Raw genomic sequence first — 21072 nt, 5'->3', positions numbered from 1 at the left:
TATGTCATGAACAATGTTGTCCGCTTTTTAATCGTCTAACACATCATTTGATGAAATTACTTCATCTAAACGTCTTGAAAATTCCTCTGCCGCATTGACGCCCATTTTCTTTAAACGATAGTTCATCGCTGCCACTTCAATAATAACGGAGACATTGCGTCCAGGTCTTACTGGAATTGTTAGTTTTGTTAGTTCCGTGTCAATTATTTTCATTTTTTCTTCTTCTAATCCCAATCGATCATAAACTTTTTGTGGATCCCATATTTCGAGCTCAATGATGAGGGTAATACGTTTATAGGGGCGTACTGCACTTGCACCAAAGAGTGTCATAATGTCAATAATGCCAATGCCTCGTATTTCCAATAAGTGCTCTAACAAAGGTGGAGGGCTTCCGATTAATAGGTTTTCTGATTCTTGACGAATTTCAACACAATCATCAGCAACTAAACGATGACCCTTTTTTACAAGCTCAAGTGCTGTTTCACTTTTACCTACGCCGCTTTTACCGATTATAAGCACTCCAATGCCATACACATCGACAAGTACTCCGTGTGCTGCTGTCATTGGAGCTAAGCGCCCCTCTAAGTAGTTCGTCAATCTACTCGAAAATTTGGTTGTTGTCATATGTGTTTTAAACACAGGTACATGCTTTTCGTTTGAGGCCTGAATAAGCTCCTCTGGTACTTCTAAATCTCTAGAAATAATAATAGCAGGTGTATCCTGTGAACAAAGTAAACGCATACGCTCAAGCTTAACATCTGCTGGGAGCATTTCAAAAAAGGAAAGTTCAGTCTTGCCAAGCAATTGTACTCGATTTGCTGGATAATGAGTAAAGTATCCTGCCATTTCAAGCCCTGGTCTTGAGATATCACTTGTCACAATTGTCCTGCCTATTCCTTCTTCACCAGCTAATAACTCTAATTTAAATTTCTCCATAACATCTCTTGTTAATACTACGACCAATGAAAAAGCCTCCAATCAATGGATAAGGTTCATCTTATTTTAGCATGTCTATGTGTAAAAGAAATGTATTTACTCTCATTACAGCGTTTACTTGCACTAAAAAAACTAGCGGCTCTCCAGCCCGCTAGTTTTTAAAAAGCAATTATTTTTGCGTTGCTAACCATTTAGCAACAGCTTCAGCATCTGCACCTTTTACTAGTCCTGCAGGCATGCCGTTTTTACCATTATTTATAATATCTAAAATTTCTGATTCAGACAAACGTGAACCTACATCATTTAATGCTGGACCATTTGCACCTTGTAGCTCGCCACCATGACAAGTAACACAAGATTTCATCGCTATTGCTTCGCCATCTGGCTCTGTAGCACTTTCATTACCATTATTAGATGCAGTTTTATCTCCGCCGCCACATGCAGCTAAGAAGATTGCTGATCCGAACACTAATGTTAACATTGCTTTTTTCATTAGTACCCCTCCTCGTAATAAATACCTTACGCCGCCATTATACCAAAATTATGCACGTTTGAAACCTTCTCCTAATACCTCATATGCATCAGAAACGATAACAAACGCTGATGGGTCAACGCTTTTAATGAGTTGTTTCAGCTTTGTGAATTCTGTTTGATAAACAACAACCATTAGAACTGGTCGTGCTTCTCCTGTATATCCTCCAATTGCTGGTAACTTCGTTACACCACGATTAATTTCAGCATAAATGGCTTCCCTTACCTCATCTTGTTTCAATGTAATGATATAGACCATTTTAGACTGACTAAAACCTAGCTGAATAATATCAATCGTTTTTGTGGTAACATAAAGTCCAATCAGAGCATACAAACCTTTTTCTAAGTCAAAAACAATTGCTGCACTAATTGCGATAACGCCATCTATTAACAGCACACTTGTTCCAAGCGACAATCCTGTAAACTTCGTAATGATTTGCGCCAGTAAATCAGTGCCACCAGTTGAAGCATTCCCCTTAAAGACCAGTCCTATTCCTAGACCAACAATAATTCCACCAAAAAGAGCACCCAATAAAGGATTATCAGTCCAGGGCTCCCAGCTATTTGTCAATAAGACGATAAAAGGTAATGTGATTGTCCCAATAAAGGATTTTATTCCAAATTTTTTGCCCAGTAATAAAACACCAGCAATAAAAAGCGGAATGTTAAATGCATATTGAACAATTCCCGGATTCCAACCAAATAAACCATGCAAAATCGTACTTATTCCACTTACCCCACCTGAAGCGACTTGATTTGGTAATAAAAAGACATTAAAACCAATAGCAATTATTGCCGCTCCTACAATGACATACACATACTCCACAATGCTATCTCTCACATCATGTTTCATTTCCCCACGCCCACTTCAACTATCAGAATTTTTTTAAGACGAGATGATTATAGCAAATACTTTTAGCATTGAGAACTTCATCATGATGAAGGGATACTATGGTGAGGAAATATAAAAGAAGCTATCTTACATGAATCAATAAGATAGCTTTTGTTGATTGGTTTAAAATGATTTTTCTGCCCATTCGATGGCTTCATAATATAAAAGATCAATGTCAACTAACTGTATATTCAACTGTACAGCTAGCTCTTCTAATCGCGGCCAATCAAGTTTACTTAACGCAATACTAAACTCCAAATAAGGAGTCATTTCCGTTTCAAAGCCTAAAATGGTATTCGTAATATCTTCTGAGAATGGTAGTTGCTGTAAAATAACATTCATCGGTCTTTGAAGTAATGTGTCAATTAGAGAAAACATGCCAACTAAAAAATATTCTGAGAAATTCTTTTTATAAGCAAGCTTAGCTAGTTTTTCACAAACTTTAGCTCGGAATAAAGACGTACACATCACTTCTTTAAAAAGATCGGAATCAGCATCAATATCAATTTCACGCATGGCCAATAAATAAATCCATTTTCGTAAATTCGATACGCCCAATAACACAATCGCCTGCTTGATGGAGCGCACTTTAGATTTAGAACGTTTAGATGAGTTATTAATCATTTGCAATAATTTGTATGTCAATGAAATATCTCGTTCAATATTTTCTGCTAGCAAATGAATATTTGGTTCTTCCTCTTTTAGTAGGGAGATAATGTGAATATATTGAATCGCATTTGCTGGAATGTCTGTTGCTCGTATTATTTGCGGTTGTTCAAAAAAATAACCTTGAAATAACACATAGCCTGAGGACTTAGCGACTTCAAATTGATGACGCGTCTCTACCTTTTCAGCGAGCAATTGAATATGTGGAAATTTCTCCTTAACTTTATTTTCGATTTCCATTCTTTTTACGATGGAAGAAGCTAAAAAATCCACCTTTATATAATCAATTTGTTCAAATAATTCATCATAAACTTTCACTTGATCATCCATCATAAAATCATCCAAGGCAATTTGAAACCCTTGTTTTTTTAGCTCAATTACACGCTCCACTAATTGAGAGGTAAGTGGAACATCCTCTAATATCTCAATCACTACCTGTGAGGGATTTAAAAATTCATGTATAGAGCTCATCAATAAGTTTTCAGTAAAATTAACAAATCCAGGTTTCCCTTTCGTTACCTCTTCAAAACCAATTGAAAGAAATGAGTTCACAAGTACATCAATCGTTGCTGCATCTGAATCGACCATTGGAAAGGCATTTACGTTTTTGCTACGGTATAACAATTCATATGCAACGACTTGCTCATGAAGATTAAATATAGGCTGTCTGCCAATGAATACTTCCATTCCATTGCCCCCCATTTCTCCATTTTCTAGTAATTTATAGTATAACATTTTTTACGACCTGATGCTTATACTTCAAGCTAAACTTAACATGCCAACTTGGCTTTTTCAGCCAATAAAAAAGAAAGGACAGTCCCCGTGATGATGAATCACTTAAGGACTGTCCATATTATTTACCTACTTTGGATTTTATTGCACCGATCACTGCTGGCACAACGGATATAATGATAATCAAAATTAGGACAACTGAGAAGTTATCTTTAATAATTGGAATGTTCCCAAAGAAGTAACCTAATAATGTACAACTGAATACCCATAAAATTGCACCAAAAATATTATAAAATAAGAAATAACTATATTTCATTTTACTTGCACCCGCCACAAACGGGATAAATGTACGAATAAATGGCATGAAACGTGCGATTACGATCGTTTTCCCACCATGTGTATTAAAGAATTTTTCAGCTGCTTCCATACGCTCTTTTTTAACAACTCTACCGAGGAGGCTCTTTGGCGGAATAGATGTCCCTACCTTATGACCAATATGATAGTTCATCGTATCGCCCAAAATAGCTGCTGCTAAAAATACAGGGATTAAAATCCACATATCGAATGCGCCCATTGCCGCAGCTAATGTTCCACTTGCAAATAACAAGGAATCACCAGGTAAGAATGGGAAAATAACAACCCCTGTTTCTACAAAAACTATCGCAAATAAAATAAGATAGCTCCAATTGCCAAAATCACGAATAATTTCTTCTAAATGCACATCGATATGCACAATAAAACTTATTAACTCCTTAATGAGTTCTAACATGTTTTTGTATGCTCTCTTTCAATAGTATTTTTACTTAAAAGTTTTGACGTGGCTTCACCTCAAAGGGTTCCAGTTTTGTACGTCTTTTTACATTACTTCCTCACTATATGACAAGCTCTTGAAAAGTATGTAGAAGATTTCACAAGTTTGATTTTATCACTTACAGACATCTACTCTCAACTGATTTTACTATTATACGAATAATGTACAAAAAAAGAGCTACCATTTTTCAATAGTAGCTTTTCTCGTTTAAACTTTTTCTTTTAATGAGCGTCTTAATATTTTTCCTGTTGTGTTTTTTGGTAGTTCATCCAGTATTTCAATTACTTTCGGAACCTTATACTTCACCATATGTTTAGCACAATAGGATAGTAGATCATCTGTTGTAGTAGCAGCTACTTCTTTCAACACAACATAGGCATGTACCGCTTCCCCTAAGTTAGGGTCTGGGAAGCCTACCACCGCTGCCTCTACAATATTATTATGGGCAAACAGCACTTCCTCCACCTCACGAGGATAAACATTAAAGCCCCCTACAATAATCATATCCTTTTTACGATCGACAATGTAAAAATACCCTTCTTCATCTACCTTTGCCAAATCTCCTGTATAGAGCCAGCCGTCACGAATCGCCATCGCCGTTTCTTCAGGCATTTTATAGTATCCCTTCATCACGTTTGGACCACGTACAATTAGCTCTCCAACTTCGCCCACAGGTACTTCCTGACCATTAACATCGACCACTCTATTCTCGACATTGCTAATGGATGTTCCAATAGAGCCAGCTTTACGATCACGATCTAATGGATTAAAACATGTAACGGGTGAAGCTTCAGATAAGCCATAGCCCTCTGACACTCGCACATTAAATTTCTGTTCGAAATTATGTAATAGCGCAACAGGCAAGGAGGCACCACCTGAAATAGCTAAACGAATTGTCGAGAAATCTTCAGGATTGCCTTCAGGTAATTGGTACAAGAAATTATACATAGTAGGAACACCAGCAAATACCGTTGCTTTTTGCTCTCGAGCTAAAGCGAAAATTTCGCTAGGGCTAAAGCGTGGTGCAAGTAAAACTGTTGCCCCACTTAATAAAGGCGCATTCACCACTACCGTTAAGGCAAATACATGGAAGACAGGTAGTGTCGCAATAACACGGTCCTCTGCATTAATGCCTAAATAATGCGCCACATCGCGTGCATTTGAGTAAACATTGCCATGTGTCAGCATGGCCCCCTTTGGACTACCTGTAGTTCCTGAAGTATATAAAATAATAGCATTGTCATCCTCTGCAACTTCAACAGGTTGTAAAGATTCAGTGGTTTTGGCGATTACATGTGTAAATAAATGTGTTTTTTCTTGTGCTTGTGGTGATAAAGCTGCCACTTTTTCCGCTATATCTGGCGTGGTTTCACAAACTATAAATGTTTTTACTTGTGGAAATGCTTGTACACCTTTTTCAACCAATGGTAGCAACATATCCAGAGCAATGACTGCTTTTACATCTCCATTATGCAAAATGTAAGAAATTTCATCCGGTGTATAGATTGGATTAACAGGTATCGCTGTTGCCCCTAAGCGCATTGTTGCATAGAGGGCAATTAAGTAGTGTGGCGTGTTGCCGAGTAAAAACGCCACATGATCCCCTTTTTCAACGCCTAAATCTTGTAATCCCTTTGCAAAGCGGCCAACTGTATGCTCAAATTCCCCGTAAGTCGTATCTTTCCCCATAAAATGATACGCCACTTTTTCAGGTTGTTCTGTTGCCTGTTGACGAACACGTGAAACTAAATTCAATTACACCATCCCCTTATCGTATAAAATGAATCGTTATTCAGTAATATTATATAAGAAATATATCTAAAAAACAATGAGTCTTTTTATCTCATGTCATAAATTACGTTAAATAATTCATTTTTTTCTCTTTTAAACCATTACTTCATGAGCGAATATGGGAGATATAGCGCCATCGAATTAAATAAAAATAAACCACTTGTATTAATACAAAAAAGCCAAAAGCAAAGAATACTTCTTTTACAATCGATATATTCGCAATGTCCCTTAAAATACCCTGAACCATTAGAAAAGCAAAGGCACTATGCATCATCGCAACACCCCAAGGTAAGAAGAATTGGGGAAACAAATGCCGATTAACCAGCTTTTTTAACTCCGTATCTGTTAAACCCATACGTTTTAATACATCAAATTTACGCTTTTCACGTTCGAGGGATGTATGCAATTTAAAATAGATAAAGCTTCCAGCCGCAAGTAAAAATACAGTGGCTACTAAGACACCCACTAATGTAAATAATGAGTAGGTAGCTAGTATATAAGAATAATTTAATCCTGCATTTTCAAAGTAAAAAGGGCTAAACTTATCCTTTTTAATAAAATATAAATTGGATTCTAGATGATCGATATCCTTACCGATATCCTTCGTTTCCATCCATTGAGGAATAACAAATGTAAATAGATGGTAGCTTGGTTGAATAATGTCTTGATCAGAAATCGGATGAATAAGCTTCGCAAAGTCTTCATCACTAATGACAATCGAATTGACACTGACAATCGAGCCTGGAAACACTATTTTTGGATAGACACTATCAATAGTGAGCGGTATATTGTTTTCTTCTAAAACAGTATGCACAACTCGATCTTTTAACTTTTTTAGGGAATCCTCCGAATAAGGAATGAATACTGCCTCTCCTGCTTCCAGATTTAATAATGGATAACTGTAGGAAGAAAGCAGAACATTCATATCGGACTCTCGAAAAACCTCCACTTCATTTCGAGTGAAAGAGGAGGTTTGCTTCACAACAATAAAACGGGATAGCTGATAAGATAAACCTTTCTCTTCTAATTGCAGCCTTAAAGAATTGATATGTTCCCGTTCATATGGATTATCGACATCCCCTTTATAAACCAGCCCGAGTGGATTTAATCGATCATATTGCGTTGTATAGGAGGACATCGTTGCTAAAACACCAACAGATAAAAATGCAAGCGTCGATACCATCGTCACAACGAAAAACATTTTCACGTTATCCATCATTATATGCGTTTGTTCTGCTAGCGATAGTAGTCGGTAGCGTTGCCAATGATATTTGCGTTTCCCACGTGCTAAATCTAAAAAACAAGGCACAGAATCACTGAAAAAATAATAGGTGCCAAATGTTGCGGAAAATGGTATTAATAGCGTTAGCCCGATTAGTGATGTATGTCCGACAACAAACGCGAGAATATACGTTGTTACAATTAAAGCAATACCATAGAAAGCTCGTATTTTGGAATACGTTGTTAAGCTATTTAAATAATCACTGCCTTTTATAAGATCTCGTAATTTTCTCTCTCGTGTAAAATACACACTAATAAAAGAAATAACGAAAAATGCACTTGTGAAAACACCAATCGTTAATAAAAATGGCTCCCATGAAATATAGAGTGGTAAATCTTCTAAATGTAAAATTTCCCGCACAATCATAAAAAAGAATTTTGAAAAGGAGAAGCCAAAGACAATCCCTACAATAATGGAGCCTGTTCCAATAATCATTGTCTCTAAAAAGACAAGTCTATTCATCTGACGTTTTTCCATTCCCAAGTGCAATAAAATAGCAAATTCATGTGATCTGGCTTCTAAAAAGGCACTCATGGAATAATATAAAAAGAATAATGTAAACAGGACGAGAACAATTTCAGCCCCCACCATCCCAATGAGAGACATCTCCCCTAATATCCCACGTTCAATATCAGGGTGAAACATCAGCATGGAATAGATAAAAAATACAGCCACAGAAAAAAAGCTTGCCATGAAAAAGGCGCCATATATCCGGCTGTTCCGCACGACATTACGGTAAGCGAATTGTCGAAAGGTCACCTACTTGCCCTCCTCCTAGTAAGCTCAAAACATTTAAAATACGTTGGAAAAACATCTGACGGCGGTCATCTCGATAAATTTCATTAAAAAATTCACCATCTTTAATGAATAACACTCGATCACAATAACTTGCTGCAATTGGATCATGCGTGACCATTACGATTGTCGTTTGTTTATCCTGATTCACTTTTGTTAATAGTTCAAGCACATCACGTGAAGAATTTGAATCTAAATTACCTGTTGGCTCGTCCGCTAAAATGAGACTAGGATTATGAATAAGCGCACGACCAATTGCCGTTCTTTGTGCCTGTCCTCCAGATATTTCATTTGGACGTTTATGAAGGAAGGAAGTTAAATCTAGCTTTTCTACAATACTTGCCAGACGCTCCTCCATTACCTCTAGCGGCTGTTGATCTAATGTTAAGGGCAACACGATATTTTCCTCGACCGTCAGCATATGCAAAAGATTGAAATCCTGAAACACAAAGCCAAGCTGTCTTCTTCTAAAATAGGCAAGCTCTGTTGCATTCAATTTATGTGGATTCATTCCATCTAAAATGATTTCTCCACTAGTTGGTTCATCGATGGTCGAAATAATATTCAGTAATGTCGTTTTACCGCTTCCTGAGGGCCCCATAACAGCTAAAAACTCGCCTTCTTCCACGTCAAAGCTCAATTGATTTAATGCACGATGCGTTACTTTACCTTCGTACACTTTTGTCACATCTTTAATTTGTAAAATAGGCATACTTCATTCACCTTATTTCTTCATTAATTCTAAAGAATGAGGTAAAAGCCACTGTAAAACGACCTCAAAACCAATGTGAAAATGAGGCTCTGTTAAAGCCATTATTGACTCTTCCTCTACTAAACTAAAGCAATGCTCCCCAATAATCACATCCCAAGCATCCGTTTCTCCCTCTACGATTTCCCCACATACAGTATAATACCCACTATACATAATCTGTTGACCGTCTACAGGAAAAGCATTGAATAATGTTGGTTGCTGTAAGTTTAACCCAAGGCTCTTTGAAAAATGCAGTAGTTCTTCATCTAACTTTTCATTTGCCAAGATAAAATTTTGATAGGCTAATGGATCTCCCGCTTGCAGATGTGTCATATAAAGCGCATTTGTTTTCTCCTTATCAATCGTTAGTTTCCAATCTTCTATACGTACCTCTACCATCCTAGTGCCCCCTAATTTGTAAATGTTACTGTCACAATCGTTCCTTTTCCTACCTCTGATGTAATAGCCAGCTCATGCCCTAGCTTTTCACAGATTTCTTTGGCTAAATAAAGGCCCATTCCAGTTGATTCACCTGTTTTTCGCCCATTTTCGCCAGTAAAAAAGGCTTTTGTAACACGAGAAAGATCGGAAGCTGGAATCCCAATACCCTCATCACAAATGGCAAGTTGTACATAGTCATCCTTTTCAATGGCAGAAATAACAATTTTTTTATTGGCTTCAAACGTGTATTTCACTGCATTGGTGATAAATTGTCCAAGAATGAAACGAAGCCATTTTGAATCACTGGCAACAATGAGATCGTCCTCAATATGAATTTCCGGGAAAACTCTTTTCGTAATAAATAAACGTTTATTTTCATTAACAGTTGCAGTTACAATACCTTTTAGCGCAACTCGCTCTACTTGCATATCATCCTCAAAATTTTCTAGGCGTGCATTAACAAGTACCATGTCCAATCCTCTACGCAAGCGATCGATTTCCTCCTGAACATTCTTTTTATCAAGAGGTCGGTCATCCTGTAATAATAATTCAATCACTGAAATAGGTGTTTTCATTTGATGGACCCACTGGTTCATAAATTGATCATGCCTTTTTTGACTTGCATATAAAGCATGCAACTCATGTTGATAAAGTCGATACAATTCATGCATATACTTCTCGGTTTGCATAGCTTCTGGCGTTTTTGCGTTTTTTTGTAGCACATCCTCCATTGCTGTTGGAAGCTGAGTTATCTTCAATAAGTAGCGTTGCCGCATTAAATAGCGGACAAGTAAAAAGGATGCTAATAGCACAAGGCTAATACAAAAGGAATAAATAGCCGTATCAATATTTCGGAAACCGTCTAATGCATAGATAACCATGATGAACCCAACTAATAAGAGCTGGAACACAATAAATGATGCATAATCACGTAAAAAAAGCTTCCAGCCCACTATAACTCACCTGCACTTAATATGAATCGATAGCCTGCACCACGTACCGTTTCGATTGTTGACGATATATGATAATCCGCTAACTTTTTTCGAACTCTGGTCATATTCACATTCAAAGTGTTTTCATCGACAAATGCTTGATCGTCCCAAAGCTCCTCTAACAATTGCTCACGTGAAACGACTTTCGGTGCATTGCCCATCAGTAGCTCTAAGATGATACATTCTTTTTTCTGAAGTGGAATTTCTAACTCATTTTTATGTAGCTCCATTCTTTCTAAATGAAGTACAAGCTGTCCTTGCTTGATTGTCCGTTCTTCTTGCCTTGCTGCATATTCACCATATGTACGGCGTAGATGACTACGGATTTTAGCCAACACAATTTCGTAGTTAAAAGGCTTTGTAATAAAATCGTCGCCCCCATTTTCAAGTGCAAAGATTTGGTCCATTTCTCCTGAGCGTGCAGAAATGAAAATTATCGGACATGTTGTATGCTGACGTAGCTGGCGACACCAATAATAGCCATCGTAAGCGGGTAAATTTATATCAAGCAGCACCATATGTGGATTAAATGCTGTAAATTCTTCTATAAGATGATCAAATTCTTGAATTGTTGCAACTTCGTATTGATATTTTCTAAGCGTTTCCGCTAGTAATGATGCAATCTTAACATCATCTTCAACTATGAATATTCGATGCTTTTCCATATCAACACTCCTTTCTTTCTATATTGTATCAAAAAAAGGTTCGACGACATAATTGTCAGCGAACCTTTAGGCTAAAACATTACATGAAACCGTATTTTCCTTAATAAATTAATTGTAAAAAGTCCTCAGTTGAAATTCCACCAAAATATGTAGGGATATCAATGTCTGCTAATGCCTTAGCAATAGCCGCTCTATCATAGTTTGTCCCAACTAAGCGCTGTTCTATATCAGCCATATCACCGACACCAAAGAAATCTCCAAAAATATGCACTTCTTCCATCACACCATGATTTACTTCTAGACGAATATCAATGCCTCCTGTTGGGAATCGATGTGTTTTTTGAATATTAAAGCGTGGTGATTTCCCAAAATTCCACTCCCATGTTTGATAGCGTTCCTCTGATAGCTTGTGGATATTCGCCCAATCATCTTCAGTTAGCTCATAATAACGAATGTTTTCTTCCCCGCCAAAAATGGATTTCAAAATTTCAAGACGGAATTCCTCAACTGTCATTTGCTCTTTTAAAAACTCTGAAATGTTTGCTACTCGTGAGCGAATCGATTTAATACCTTTTGATTCGATTTTATCCTTTTTGACCTTTAAAGCAGAGACAACCGCATCAATTTCTGTATCAAACATCAATGTACCATGGCTGAACATACGTCCTTTTGTAGAGAACTGAGCATTTCCTGAAACTTTACGTCCCTCTGCTAGTATATCATTGCGTCCTGAGAGCTCTGCATTCACACCCATTTTTGCTAGAGCGTCAACGACTGGTTGTGTGAATTTTTTATAGTTCATAAAGCTGTCGCCATCATCATTGGTAATAAAGCTGAAGTTAAGATTGCCTAAATCATGATAAACAGCACCACCACCTGAAAGACGGCGCACAACAATAATGCCATTGTCCTCTACATAGTCTGTATTGATTTCTTCAATCGTATTTTGGTTTTTACCGATGATGATAGACGGTTGATTAATGTAGAAAAGGAGCACTGGCTCTTTCTCAACGTCCATTGTTTTTAACAAATACTCCTCAATAGCAAGATTAATGCGTGGATCATGGATCCCTTTATTATCAACGAAAATCATAGTTCACGTTTCCTCCTTCACAAAATATCCATATTTATTTTACCGTAAATTAGGCATTTTGTGTTGACGAAAAGCATCTGTTATAATACACTAGAAAATATCAAAACAGTAATAGTACAGATGAACTTAAAGGAGGAGTCCACAATGTTAGAAAACGTAGTTGAATTTTTCAAGAATTTACCTGCTAAGCAATGTACTGAGTGCGGTGAAAAAATGGAAGAACAAAGCGAATGCTACAGCAACACTTGTGAAAAATGTAACCACCTATAAGCATTTGCCTATTCTGATATAGTCATATACGTGCCCCACACGTAGCAATCATGACACCCTTCATCATATTTTGATGAACCCTTAATTAAATCTCTTACACTTACAAAAAACAACAGCTGATACGCTCATATCAGCTGTTGTTTTTTATTGTTGAAAAAAGACAATCACTAGCAGAGAAAGACCGTTTGACAAGGAAAGGGGATTTCTGTTCTGCCAGCGTCCAGAGGGAGCAGCTCGCTACTCGCCCACTGAAAAGTAAATAGCCTGCAATGCAAATTCAAACTCTTTTTTCATAAAATTTCTATAGATCGCTTTGTTTTTATTTATGTCATTTGAGGCGGAAGAATTATTACATAACCCCTATGAACAACAAAGCACTCACCTACATTGGGTGAGTGCTTCATGATTAGTTTTCTTCAGCTACTTTAGAGTAACGTTTATTGTGCAGTAGCATGAAGTAACCAAATGTGATTGCTAAGAATGCTACTAAGAAACCAGCTAGAACACCATAGTTTTGCATTAAGAATGATGTATCACCAGTAGAAATACTGGATTTAAATGCTTGAACTGTATATGTCATCGGTAATAGCTTGTTAAATACTTGTAATGGTGAAGGTATTAATTCTAATGGGAATGTACCTGCACTTGTTGTTAATTGTAAAATTAGTACAACTATTGCCATGAAACGACCAGGGTCACCAAAGATCGAAACAAGCATTTGAATTAAGGCTAAAAATACATAGCTTGTTAATAAGGCTGTTAAAATAAAGTAGCCCATGTTATTCACTTCGAGTCCTAGACCCCATTTGACAATAACTACTGTTAGTAATGTTTGCACTAAACCTACGACTGCTAGTACAGTCACCTTACTTGTAAACCAAGATGCCCCGTTTTTAGGACGAATAGCAGGCTCAACAAGTGGGAACACAATTGAAATTAATAATGCACCTACGAATAAACCTAGAGAAATAAAGTACGGTGCAAAACCTGTACCATAGTTAGGAACATGGTTTACAGACTCTTTTTCAACTTCAACTGGACTACCTACCATATCATACGTGTCTTGATTTGCTTTGACTTCATTTGCTTTTTCACTAGCCTCACCTAATTTACCAGATAAAGTAGCTGTACCATCTGCAAGCTCTGTAGAACCATCTGCAAGTGTTGCAGATCCTTGTGCTAGCTCACCAGATTTTGAAGCAAGTGTCGAAGTACCTTGATTTAATGTTGTTGTACCATTCGCTAATTCATTTAATCCAGATGCTAATGTTTTTGAACCTGTTACAGCTGTATTCACACCTGCATGTAGTTCACCTAATTTTGCAGCTAATGTAGCATTACCTGCTTGTAGACCTTTTGCACCCTCCAATAAAGCATTACTTTTAGCTGTTAATGCATTCGCACCAGCTAGCACTTCTGCTTGACCTGCTGCAATTTGAGTTGCACCAGAGCTTACTTGATTGGCACCAGCTTGTAATTTTTCTGTACCAGCTGATAAAGATGTTAAACCGTTATGCACACTAGCACTACCTGCCTGTAGTTCCGCTAATGTTTGTTTTAATGCTGCTGCTTGTTCTTCAGGCATTGAAGCCATCATCGTTTGTAATTGATTTGATAGGGCTGTAATGCCTGCCTCTACTTTTGCAGATCCCGCTGTTAATTGGGTTGCTGCACCATTCAATGCACCAGCGTTCTCAGCAATAGATGCTGCACCTGCACTAATTTGCTGTTGTTTGTCGTTTAAAGTGTTTAAACCAGCACCAACTTTTGCAACACCTTGTGTATATTGTGATATCCCCTGTTCAAGGCTCGTTGCTCCATTTGCAGCTTGCTGTGCACCTTGTTGTAATTGAACAGTACCATCTTGTAGTTTGACTAAACCACTAGATAAGTCATTCGCGCCTTTTGCGGCATCTCCCGCACCTTTTGTTAATTTATCAGTACCATTTGATAGTTCAACTGTGCTCGATGCTAGTTGCTCCAAATATCCTTTTAAATCTTTTGCACCATCCGCTACTTTTTGTGCACCCTCATCTAGCTTATTTGAGCCATCTGCTGCTTCTGTAAAGCCATCACCAAGTGTTGCAATTGAATCAAATAATTTTTCAGCATAAGTCGCTGATACTTGAGAATTTACTTCAGCGCGTACACGATCCATTGCTGTCTCACCTATTTGAGCACCAAGGAAGTTCAATCCCTCGTTTGGAATGTAGTTCATTACTAATTTAGATGGTTTGTCATCTAATAGTGTTGTTGCATGTTCAGAGAAATTTGTTGGAATTTCTAAAATCATATAATAGTCACGACTATTTAAGCCTTTTTCAGCTTCATCTTTTGAAACTTCTATAAAGTTAAATTGCTCGCTATCTATCAATTTATCGACCAAGGTATCCCCCAAGTCTAATTTAACGCCATCCATCTCAGCACCAGTATCCTCATTAACAACAGCTACTGGAAGATTAGGAAGCCCTGCATAAGGATCCCAAAACGCCCATAAAAACATACCCGCATACATTACTGGAATAAATAATACAGCAATGATTGAAACAAGCATTTTTCTTGTTTTAAAGATCTTCAGCCACTCAGCTTTAATCATATAATTTCCTCACTCCTAAACTATTTGACCGAAAACGTCATTCGGTCATTTTCATTCAAAAAAATAAGCAACCTCAATAATATTGCAAAAAGAGCACTTGATTCAATTCAATACTTATACAGCTGTATTTTGTCGAATCAAGTGAGAATCAAACCTCGAAAGATTGTTTCCTTAAAAAGATTAAGTATCTTTTCTTCAGGGATTACATCACCGTGTAACTCATGCCAATCGACAACAAAAGCAAGATATGCCTTCAGCAATAAGTAACTAACTAGCTCCGCATCACACTCTCTAATTTCACCTTTGTTAATACGTCGTTGTATTAATTCTGCGACATACGATAAGATTTCAGTCTCGATACGTAGTAGCACCTGTTTAACTGCTGGTGTTCGTAATTCTTTTTCTTCCTCGATTAGCTTTGCAAATAAAAGATGTTTTTCTCGGAACTGTAGCATTTTCATTAAAGCATTATGCGCATTATCCATAAAGCTTGCCGATGCATCCAACACTGCATCTGCTTCCGCTTTCATCTCTCGTACAAGTGACATTGCGATCTCTTGAAATAAAATTTCTTTATTTGCAAAGAATGTATAAATCGTACCTTTACCGACATTGGCAATTTTCGCCACTTGCTCCATTGTTGTTGCCTTGTAGCCAAACAATGTAAAAGATTTTGCAGCTGCTTCAAGAATTTCCTGCCTACGATCCATTAGTAACATCCTTTCTAGTTAGGTTATGTACATCTCTCGTACACTTTAATAAAAATGACCAGAAAACCATTTCGGTCATCTGGTCATTATCATATTCCTATTTCAAAAAAATTGCAAGCCTTTAATGATGATTTTTTTCATCTTTTTTCTCTTCCTCATGATCCATATCATTTGAAGAGTCATTATTATGATCCATCATGTTATTATCCATGCTGTTATTGGCTTTTTCATCTTCTGGGACAACCTTTGTCATATCAGGGCTTCCAGCAATAATTTGTTGCTTTGGCATATTATGAACACCGTTAGCTGTTGTATGTGCATACATATAATACACACCATCATGATCAAAAGTAGTCGTTGCTTTATAAACACCGTCTTGCTCTAATTTCCCATCAATCATTTGTCCTTCATCACGTTTTCCTGATTCCCAAACTTCAAATTCTACTACAGCATCATCGACATTTTTTCCACCTTGTTCAACATGTGCTGCCAGCTCAATCGTTTCATTGAGTGCTACTTCTTTTGGTGTTAAAATTTCAACTTCTGGGATCTGTGGTACTTCTGGTTCTGGCAATGCCTCTTTTTTTTCTCCACATCCTACTAATAATGTAGGGACTGCTATTAGCGCAAATAACCACTTTTTCATCTTTTAATCCTCCATTAATGGCAACCGTATCTTCACGGATGTGCCTTTTTCAACAACACTTTCAATTTCCAACGTTCCCTGTAACTGTTTTAATAACTGTTCAACAATCGATAAGCCTAGTCCGCTACCACCGTCCGCACGACTTCGAGCTTTGTTAACACGATAAAATCGTTCAGTGACATGGGTTAAATCCTCCGCAGGAATACCAATTCCATAATCCCTAATGGTAATTTGTGCACTACCAGCCTTTTCAGCAGCAACAATTTCCACCTTAGAATTTTCATGCGAGTAATTAATCGCATTTTCAATAATGTTAATAAAAATTTGTTTTAATTTTACCTCATCCGCTTCAATAATTAGAGCATCATCTACATCTAAATATAAAGTTATGTTCTTTTTATTTGCTTGATGCGTTAAGATTTTTTGAACCTCTCGTAATGTTTCACCTAACGGAATTGGATATAAATCGATTTCAGTTTGCTCATTTTCTGTTCTTGCCAGTTGAAGTAATTCGTTTGTTAAGCGTTCCATGCGATTGGCCTCACGGACGATTAGCTGAATGGTTTCTTCTTTTTGACCTTCTGTGATGATACCATTTTGCATGGCTTCGCTATAGCCCTTTACATAGCTAATCGGTGTTCGTAATTCATGCGAGACTGTTGCCAAGAATGTTTTTTGTGCTTCATCCTCTTGCTGAATTGCCTCTGCCATTTTATTAAAGGTACTAGATAATTTACCGATTTCATCTCGTGAATTGACAGGTACACGAGTCTCATAATTCCCATAGGACATCTGCTCTACTGCAAGCTGTAAATCGTTTAATGGTCGCATAATATGTCGAATACCTTTATAAATTAAATAGCTAACAACTACTAAAAATATGAAGGCACTAATAAACAATAAAATAACGCCACTATTTGCCAACTCACTAATTTTGGCCAATGGGAAATAAATATAAATAATACCTTCTAATCGATTTTGATCAACAAGTGGTACAACCACCGAAATAAGTTGTCGATCAAAACGAGGCTCGTACCCAATTTTTTGCACATATTTTCCTGCTAATAACTTTTGTCTTTCCTCAGGACCAATCAATGTCTCATAATCGATATCAAATGGAACACAGGCGCTTAATTCACGAGGATTCCTTACCGCAAATATATTCAAATTGGAATAATCATTAAATTCTTCAATATCTGCAATAAATTCATCCGTTACCTTGCCATTGTCATACATTGTTTGTAGCTTCAAACCAACTTCGACCATTGTATCTTCTGTATCTTGTACATATAAACGTTGATATAAAAAATTTGTGAGAACATACATAAAGACGACAGTAATAATTAAAAAAGCAAAAATTAACAACCAAATGCGCGTGGCAATTTTTTTCATTCGCCAGGATCAAAGCGGTAGCCCACACCCCAAACGGTTTGAATATGCGAAGCCGCATCCTTTCCAAGCTTTATTCGTAAAGTTTTAATATGTGTATCTACCGTGCGTGTTCCACCAACATAATCAATATCCCAAATGCGTTCTAATAATTGCTCTCTCGAATAGGCGTTTCCTGGATTTTTCATAAACAAGTGTAAGAGTTCAAATTCCTTTAAAGTAAGTGGAATACTCTTTCCATCAACGGATACTTTTCGTGCTATTTCATCTATTTTAATAGAGCCAAAAATTACGTACTTTTGCTGTAGTTCTGTAATATTTGCACCACTTCGTCTTAATACAGCATAAATTCTGGCTACGAGTTCATCATGTGTAAATGGCTTAACAATATAATCATCTCCACCAAGTGTAAGACCTTTCACTTTATCCTCATTCGCATCACGTGCAGTTAAAAAAATAATCGGCACATTGGACATAGCCCGAATACTTTGACAAACAACAAAACCATCCTCATGTGGCATCATTACATCAAGTAATACTAAATCTATATTTTCACGCACTATTACGTCGTAAGCCTCAGTTCCACTAGCGGCAGTAAATGTCTCTATATCAGAGTTATTGAGCATCATTTCAATTAAATTACGCATATCCTGCTCATCATCAACTATTAATACAGTTGTCATCATTGTTCCTCCCTTACTAACAGCTGAAAAGCACCTTTCCCTACATCAACTGTTTTTTCCTTCTGGCCATCTTTTATAAAATACAATGTGTGATCATCATAGCCAGCGACAACAATATAATCTTTAAATTGATCCACTACAAAGGGATTTGCCCCAACCTCTTGCTGCCACTTGATATGGCCATCAAAGTCAGCCACATATAACTCGTTGTGACCATGACTTACCACAAGAACGGCATCTTTGGTCTTTTTTAATCCTACTGGCATCAAAGGCATGTCAATCTCGCCATGCAGTTGACCTGTAGTCAAATCATATTTTTTAACAGAACTATTTGGCTTACTTCCTTCCCCATGACCGCCTACCCATAGCTCATGTGTTTCTTCTAGAACAGCTATTCCATGAGCAGATTTTTGAATAGGCCACTCTTGCTCAATCGTTAAATCCTTCATATTTAACACAGATAACTTTGTATCTTTAAAATTAATCACATATAGTTTATCCCTATACGATGTCATTGACATTGGATAATTGCCAAGTTGTTGTGAAGCTAGCTGATTGCCTTCTTGATCAAAGCTTGTCACTGTATTGGTTTTACTATTCGTGATAAAAAATTGCTTGATGTTGTCATCGTAGTATACATTGGTCGTACCAATCTCTACTTTTTTTGAATAGAGCTTTTCTCCGGTGGATATTGTATAGACATCGATGTTATTTAATTGGTGTCCATATAATAAAACTTGGTCATCTCCTAATAGTATGGCCCCTGAATAAGCCTTATCAAATAACCATGTCGCAAGCAAATTCCCATCCTCATCAATAAAATCTAATGATGGCTCTTGTATGTTTAATGAAGCTATAAAACTTCGTTCCCTTTCAATGGGTTCATATGACTTTTCAGCGCAACCCGCTAACCATATAATTTGTAGTAACGAAAAAATGAAGAATGCCCATTTTTTCAACTTTATCACCTCTGCCCCTTTACTATACTTCACAATTGTGAAATTCGGGTGAAACTTGGAAGGTAAATTTATGACAAACCATGAAAATACATTTCACATATCAGACTCGCAATTCTTCTAACAGTTCAATCATCCAACCAATATTTCCGTCCTTACATATATTACAAAGATAATGGTAAGGAGGAATAAAGTATGATATCCATTAGCTTATGTATGATTGTAAAAAATGAAGAAGATGTTATTGGTCGATGTCTTGAGTCTGTCAAAGATATAGTAGATGAAATTAATATTGTTGATACGGGATCAACAGATAGTACAAAGCAAGTGGTTGCACAATATACAGACCGAATTTTTGATTTTACATGGATACATCACTTTGCAGCAGCACGAAACTTTTCCTTTCAACAAGCGACAAAAGAATATATCCTCTGGCTTGATGCTGACGATGTTTTTTTAGAGGAAGATCGCCAAAAATTAAAGGCACTCAAAGCATCTCTTACTTCCGACATTGATGCTGTTTCTATGAATTATCATTTAAGTTTCGATCATGAGGGAAACGCAGATGCATTAATAAGAAGATATCGCCTTGTCAGAAGAGAAAAGCAGTTTCAATGGATTGGTGCAGTTCATGAATATTTAGAAGTGAGTGGTATGTTGTTTGATAGTGATGTTGCTGTTAGCCATTTACCGTTAACCCATGATCACTCTCGCAATATTACCATTTATAGACAACTGATTGAAACGGGAGAAACACTATCACCACGTGATACATTTTATTTTGCTAATGAATTAGTAGATCATGGCCTGTTTGAGGAAGCTATTTATTATTATGAATTATTTTTAACGTCCAAATTAGGATGGATTGAAGATAATATTCGTGCCTGCTTAAAATTAGCAGATTGCTATTCTCATTTAAACGATAAAGAAAACAATTTCAGTGCTATAATACGAAGCTTTGAATACGATATCCCCCGCCCAGAAGCCTGCTGTCGCCTAGGTTATCACTTTATGGAACAATCCAGAAATTACGAAGCTATATTTTGGTATGAGCAAGCTCTGGTTATTAAACAGAAGCCAAATGCCCCCTTTCAAAACAAAAGCTTTTCTACATGGCTACCCCACTTGCAGCTCTGTGTTCTTTACGATCGCTTACAACAATATGAACTAGCCCATGCCCATAATGAATTAGCAGGCTCGTTTATTCCGAATGACCCCAAAATTCTACACAATAAAGAATATTTCAAGCGTATTTTAACAATCAATCAAAATGACTCTTAAAAAATATCAATTACCATCTAAAAAGATTCATCTTCTATTCGCAGGATAAACATCCATTTATCTTAAATACAGTTGCAACGAATCTATAAATAACTCTCTATTTACAAGTAAATAATAGTTATGTGTCTACCTCCCTTATCATTTATCAGAATACGATATTTGA

At 36.9% G+C, this 21072-nt stretch carries 20 protein-coding genes; 2 read left to right on the top strand and 18 right to left on the bottom strand.

The genetic code is table 11. The features are described from left to right. Window positions 1-27 precede the first annotated feature (27 nt). The 12 genes from hprK to lplA all read right to left on the bottom strand — a co-directional run bounded on the left by hprK (window position 28) and on the right by lplA (window position 12378). A complete protein-coding gene (gene hprK, locus HCH28_RS12270) occupies window positions 28-963 on the bottom strand; it encodes an HPr(Ser) kinase/phosphatase (RefSeq protein ID WP_004227974.1) in 936 nt (311 codons plus the stop codon). A 142-nt stretch (window positions 964-1105) separates the two neighbouring features. Then, window positions 1106-1429, bottom strand: coding sequence for a cytochrome c551 (cccB, locus tag HCH28_RS12265; protein WP_004227972.1), 324 nt, complete (start codon window positions 1427-1429; stop codon window positions 1106-1108). A 48-nt stretch (window positions 1430-1477) separates the two neighbouring features. Further along, window positions 1478-2320: a YitT family protein gene (locus tag HCH28_RS12260; RefSeq protein WP_221681168.1), complete on the bottom strand. Its 843-nt coding sequence runs from the start codon at window positions 2318-2320 to the stop codon at window positions 1478-1480. 162 nt (window positions 2321-2482) lie between these two features. Continuing rightward, complete coding sequence (locus HCH28_RS12255; protein WP_221681167.1) at window positions 2483-3712, bottom strand: EAL and HDOD domain-containing protein; 1230 nt, start codon at window positions 3710-3712, stop codon at window positions 2483-2485. A 166-nt stretch (window positions 3713-3878) separates the two neighbouring features. After that, window positions 3879-4526: a VTT domain-containing protein gene (locus tag HCH28_RS12250; protein WP_004227966.1), complete on the bottom strand. Its 648-nt coding sequence runs from the start codon at window positions 4524-4526 to the stop codon at window positions 3879-3881. A gap of 249 nt (window positions 4527-4775) precedes the next feature. Next, window positions 4776-6323 (bottom strand): fatty acid--CoA ligase family protein, encoded by a 1548-nt coding sequence (locus HCH28_RS12245; protein ID WP_221681166.1) that lies wholly within the window; start codon window positions 6321-6323, stop codon window positions 4776-4778. A 142-nt stretch (window positions 6324-6465) separates the two neighbouring features. Next, window positions 6466-8400, bottom strand: coding sequence for an FtsX-like permease family protein (locus HCH28_RS12240; protein WP_221681165.1), 1935 nt, complete (start codon window positions 8398-8400; stop codon window positions 6466-6468). Further along, a complete protein-coding gene (locus tag HCH28_RS12235; protein WP_004230460.1) occupies window positions 8372-9148 on the bottom strand; it encodes an ABC transporter ATP-binding protein in 777 nt (258 codons plus the stop codon). Before HCH28_RS12235 ends, HCH28_RS12240 begins: the two co-directional genes overlap by 29 nt. Window positions 9149-9160: 12 nt before the next feature. After that, a complete protein-coding gene (locus tag HCH28_RS12230; RefSeq protein ID WP_221681164.1) occupies window positions 9161-9586 on the bottom strand; it encodes a hypothetical protein in 426 nt (141 codons plus the stop codon). An 11-nt stretch (window positions 9587-9597) separates the two neighbouring features. After that, on the bottom strand, window positions 9598-10581 hold the full coding sequence (locus tag HCH28_RS12225) for a sensor histidine kinase (protein WP_131521120.1): 984 nt from the start codon (window positions 10579-10581) through the stop codon (window positions 9598-9600). Further along, window positions 10581-11285, bottom strand: a complete 705-nt coding sequence (locus HCH28_RS12220) for a response regulator transcription factor (RefSeq protein ID WP_221681163.1) — start codon at window positions 11283-11285, stop codon at window positions 10581-10583. Before HCH28_RS12220 ends, HCH28_RS12225 begins: the two co-directional genes overlap by 1 nt. Window positions 11286-11385: 100 nt before the next feature. After that, window positions 11386-12378: a lipoate--protein ligase gene (lplA, locus tag HCH28_RS12215; protein ID WP_048390817.1), complete on the bottom strand. Its 993-nt coding sequence runs from the start codon at window positions 12376-12378 to the stop codon at window positions 11386-11388. 144 nt (window positions 12379-12522) lie between these two features. Between lplA and yhfH the strand changes: the two genes are divergently transcribed. Continuing rightward, window positions 12523-12648: a protein YhfH gene (gene yhfH / locus HCH28_RS12210; protein ID WP_004230455.1), complete on the top strand. Its 126-nt coding sequence runs from the start codon at window positions 12523-12525 to the stop codon at window positions 12646-12648. 406 nt (window positions 12649-13054) lie between these two features. Here the strand turns inward: yhfH and HCH28_RS12205 are convergent, their stop codons facing one another. From HCH28_RS12205 to HCH28_RS12180, 6 genes are all read right to left on the bottom strand, one after another. Further along, window positions 13055-15244 carry a YhgE/Pip domain-containing protein gene (locus tag HCH28_RS12205; protein ID WP_221681162.1) on the bottom strand — a complete coding sequence of 730 codons (2190 nt, stop codon included), beginning with the start codon at window positions 15242-15244 and terminating at the stop codon, window positions 13055-13057. Window positions 15245-15381: 137 nt separating this feature from the next. After that, complete coding sequence (locus HCH28_RS12200; RefSeq protein WP_009373269.1) at window positions 15382-15954, bottom strand: TetR/AcrR family transcriptional regulator; 573 nt, start codon at window positions 15952-15954, stop codon at window positions 15382-15384. Window positions 15955-16075: 121 nt separating this feature from the next. Then, entirely contained in the window at window positions 16076-16600 is a 525-nt protein-coding gene (locus HCH28_RS12195) for a FixH family protein (protein ID WP_221681161.1), read from the bottom strand. A gap of 3 nt (window positions 16601-16603) precedes the next feature. Further along, complete coding sequence (locus HCH28_RS12190) at window positions 16604-17992, bottom strand: sensor histidine kinase (RefSeq protein WP_221681160.1); 1389 nt, start codon at window positions 17990-17992, stop codon at window positions 16604-16606. Then, the gene (locus tag HCH28_RS12185) at window positions 17989-18672 is read right to left on the bottom strand and encodes a response regulator transcription factor (RefSeq protein ID WP_004230448.1); all 684 of its coding nucleotides are present in this window, start codon (window positions 18670-18672) and stop codon (window positions 17989-17991) included. The genes HCH28_RS12190 and HCH28_RS12185 overlap by 4 nt, the downstream gene beginning before the upstream one ends. After that, window positions 18672-19640, bottom strand: a complete 969-nt coding sequence (locus tag HCH28_RS12180) for a YncE family protein (RefSeq protein ID WP_313150465.1) — start codon at window positions 19638-19640, stop codon at window positions 18672-18674. Before HCH28_RS12180 ends, HCH28_RS12185 begins: the two co-directional genes overlap by 1 nt. Window positions 19641-19823: 183 nt before the next feature. Between HCH28_RS12180 and HCH28_RS12175 the strand changes: the two genes are divergently transcribed. Next, window positions 19824-20909 carry a glycosyltransferase family 2 protein gene (locus HCH28_RS12175; protein WP_221681158.1) on the top strand — a complete coding sequence of 362 codons (1086 nt, stop codon included), beginning with the start codon at window positions 19824-19826 and terminating at the stop codon, window positions 20907-20909. Window positions 20910-21072 lie beyond the last annotated feature (163 nt).

The sequence above is a fragment of the Lysinibacillus sp. K60 genome (assembly GCF_019731275.1).
Classification (GTDB): Bacteria; Bacillota; Bacilli; order Bacillales_A; family Planococcaceae; genus Lysinibacillus; species Lysinibacillus capsici.
The sequence above is the reverse complement of the archived record's forward strand: the minus strand, read 5'-3'. Positions and strand labels throughout refer to the sequence as shown.

Bases quoted from the DNA above. Each gene is read 5' to 3' on its own strand.
- cccB (WP_004227972.1), bottom strand. From the start codon at position 1,429: ATGAAAAAAGCAATGTTAACATTAGTGTTCGGATCAGCAATCTTCTTA.
- HCH28_RS12260 (WP_221681168.1), bottom strand. From the start codon at position 2,320: ATGAAACATGATGTGAGAGATAGCATTGTGGAGTATGTGTATGTCATT.
- HCH28_RS12255 (WP_221681167.1), bottom strand. From the start codon at position 3,712: ATGGAAGTATTCATTGGCAGACAGCCTATATTTAATCTTCATGAGCAA.
- HCH28_RS12250 (WP_004227966.1), bottom strand. From the start codon at position 4,526: ATGTTAGAACTCATTAAGGAGTTAATAAGTTTTATTGTGCATATCGAT.
- HCH28_RS12235 (WP_004230460.1), bottom strand. From the start codon at position 9,148: ATGCCTATTTTACAAATTAAAGATGTGACAAAAGTGTACGAAGGTAAA.
- HCH28_RS12230 (WP_221681164.1), bottom strand. From the start codon at position 9,586: ATGGTAGAGGTACGTATAGAAGATTGGAAACTAACGATTGATAAGGAG.
- HCH28_RS12220 (WP_221681163.1), bottom strand. From the start codon at position 11,285: ATGGAAAAGCATCGAATATTCATAGTTGAAGATGATGTTAAGATTGCA.
- lplA (WP_048390817.1), bottom strand. From the start codon at position 12,378: ATGATTTTCGTTGATAATAAAGGGATCCATGATCCACGCATTAATCTT.
- yhfH (WP_004230455.1), top strand. From the start codon at position 12,523: ATGTTAGAAAACGTAGTTGAATTTTTCAAGAATTTACCTGCTAAGCAA.
- HCH28_RS12205 (WP_221681162.1), bottom strand. From the start codon at position 15,244: ATGATTAAAGCTGAGTGGCTGAAGATCTTTAAAACAAGAAAAATGCTT.
- HCH28_RS12200 (WP_009373269.1), bottom strand. From the start codon at position 15,954: ATGGATCGTAGGCAGGAAATTCTTGAAGCAGCTGCAAAATCTTTTACA.
- HCH28_RS12195 (WP_221681161.1), bottom strand. From the start codon at position 16,600: ATGAAAAAGTGGTTATTTGCGCTAATAGCAGTCCCTACATTATTAGTA.
- HCH28_RS12190 (WP_221681160.1), bottom strand. From the start codon at position 17,992: ATGAAAAAAATTGCCACGCGCATTTGGTTGTTAATTTTTGCTTTTTTA.
- HCH28_RS12185 (WP_004230448.1), bottom strand. From the start codon at position 18,672: ATGACAACTGTATTAATAGTTGATGATGAGCAGGATATGCGTAATTTA.
- HCH28_RS12175 (WP_221681158.1), top strand. From the start codon at position 19,824: ATGATATCCATTAGCTTATGTATGATTGTAAAAAATGAAGAAGATGTT.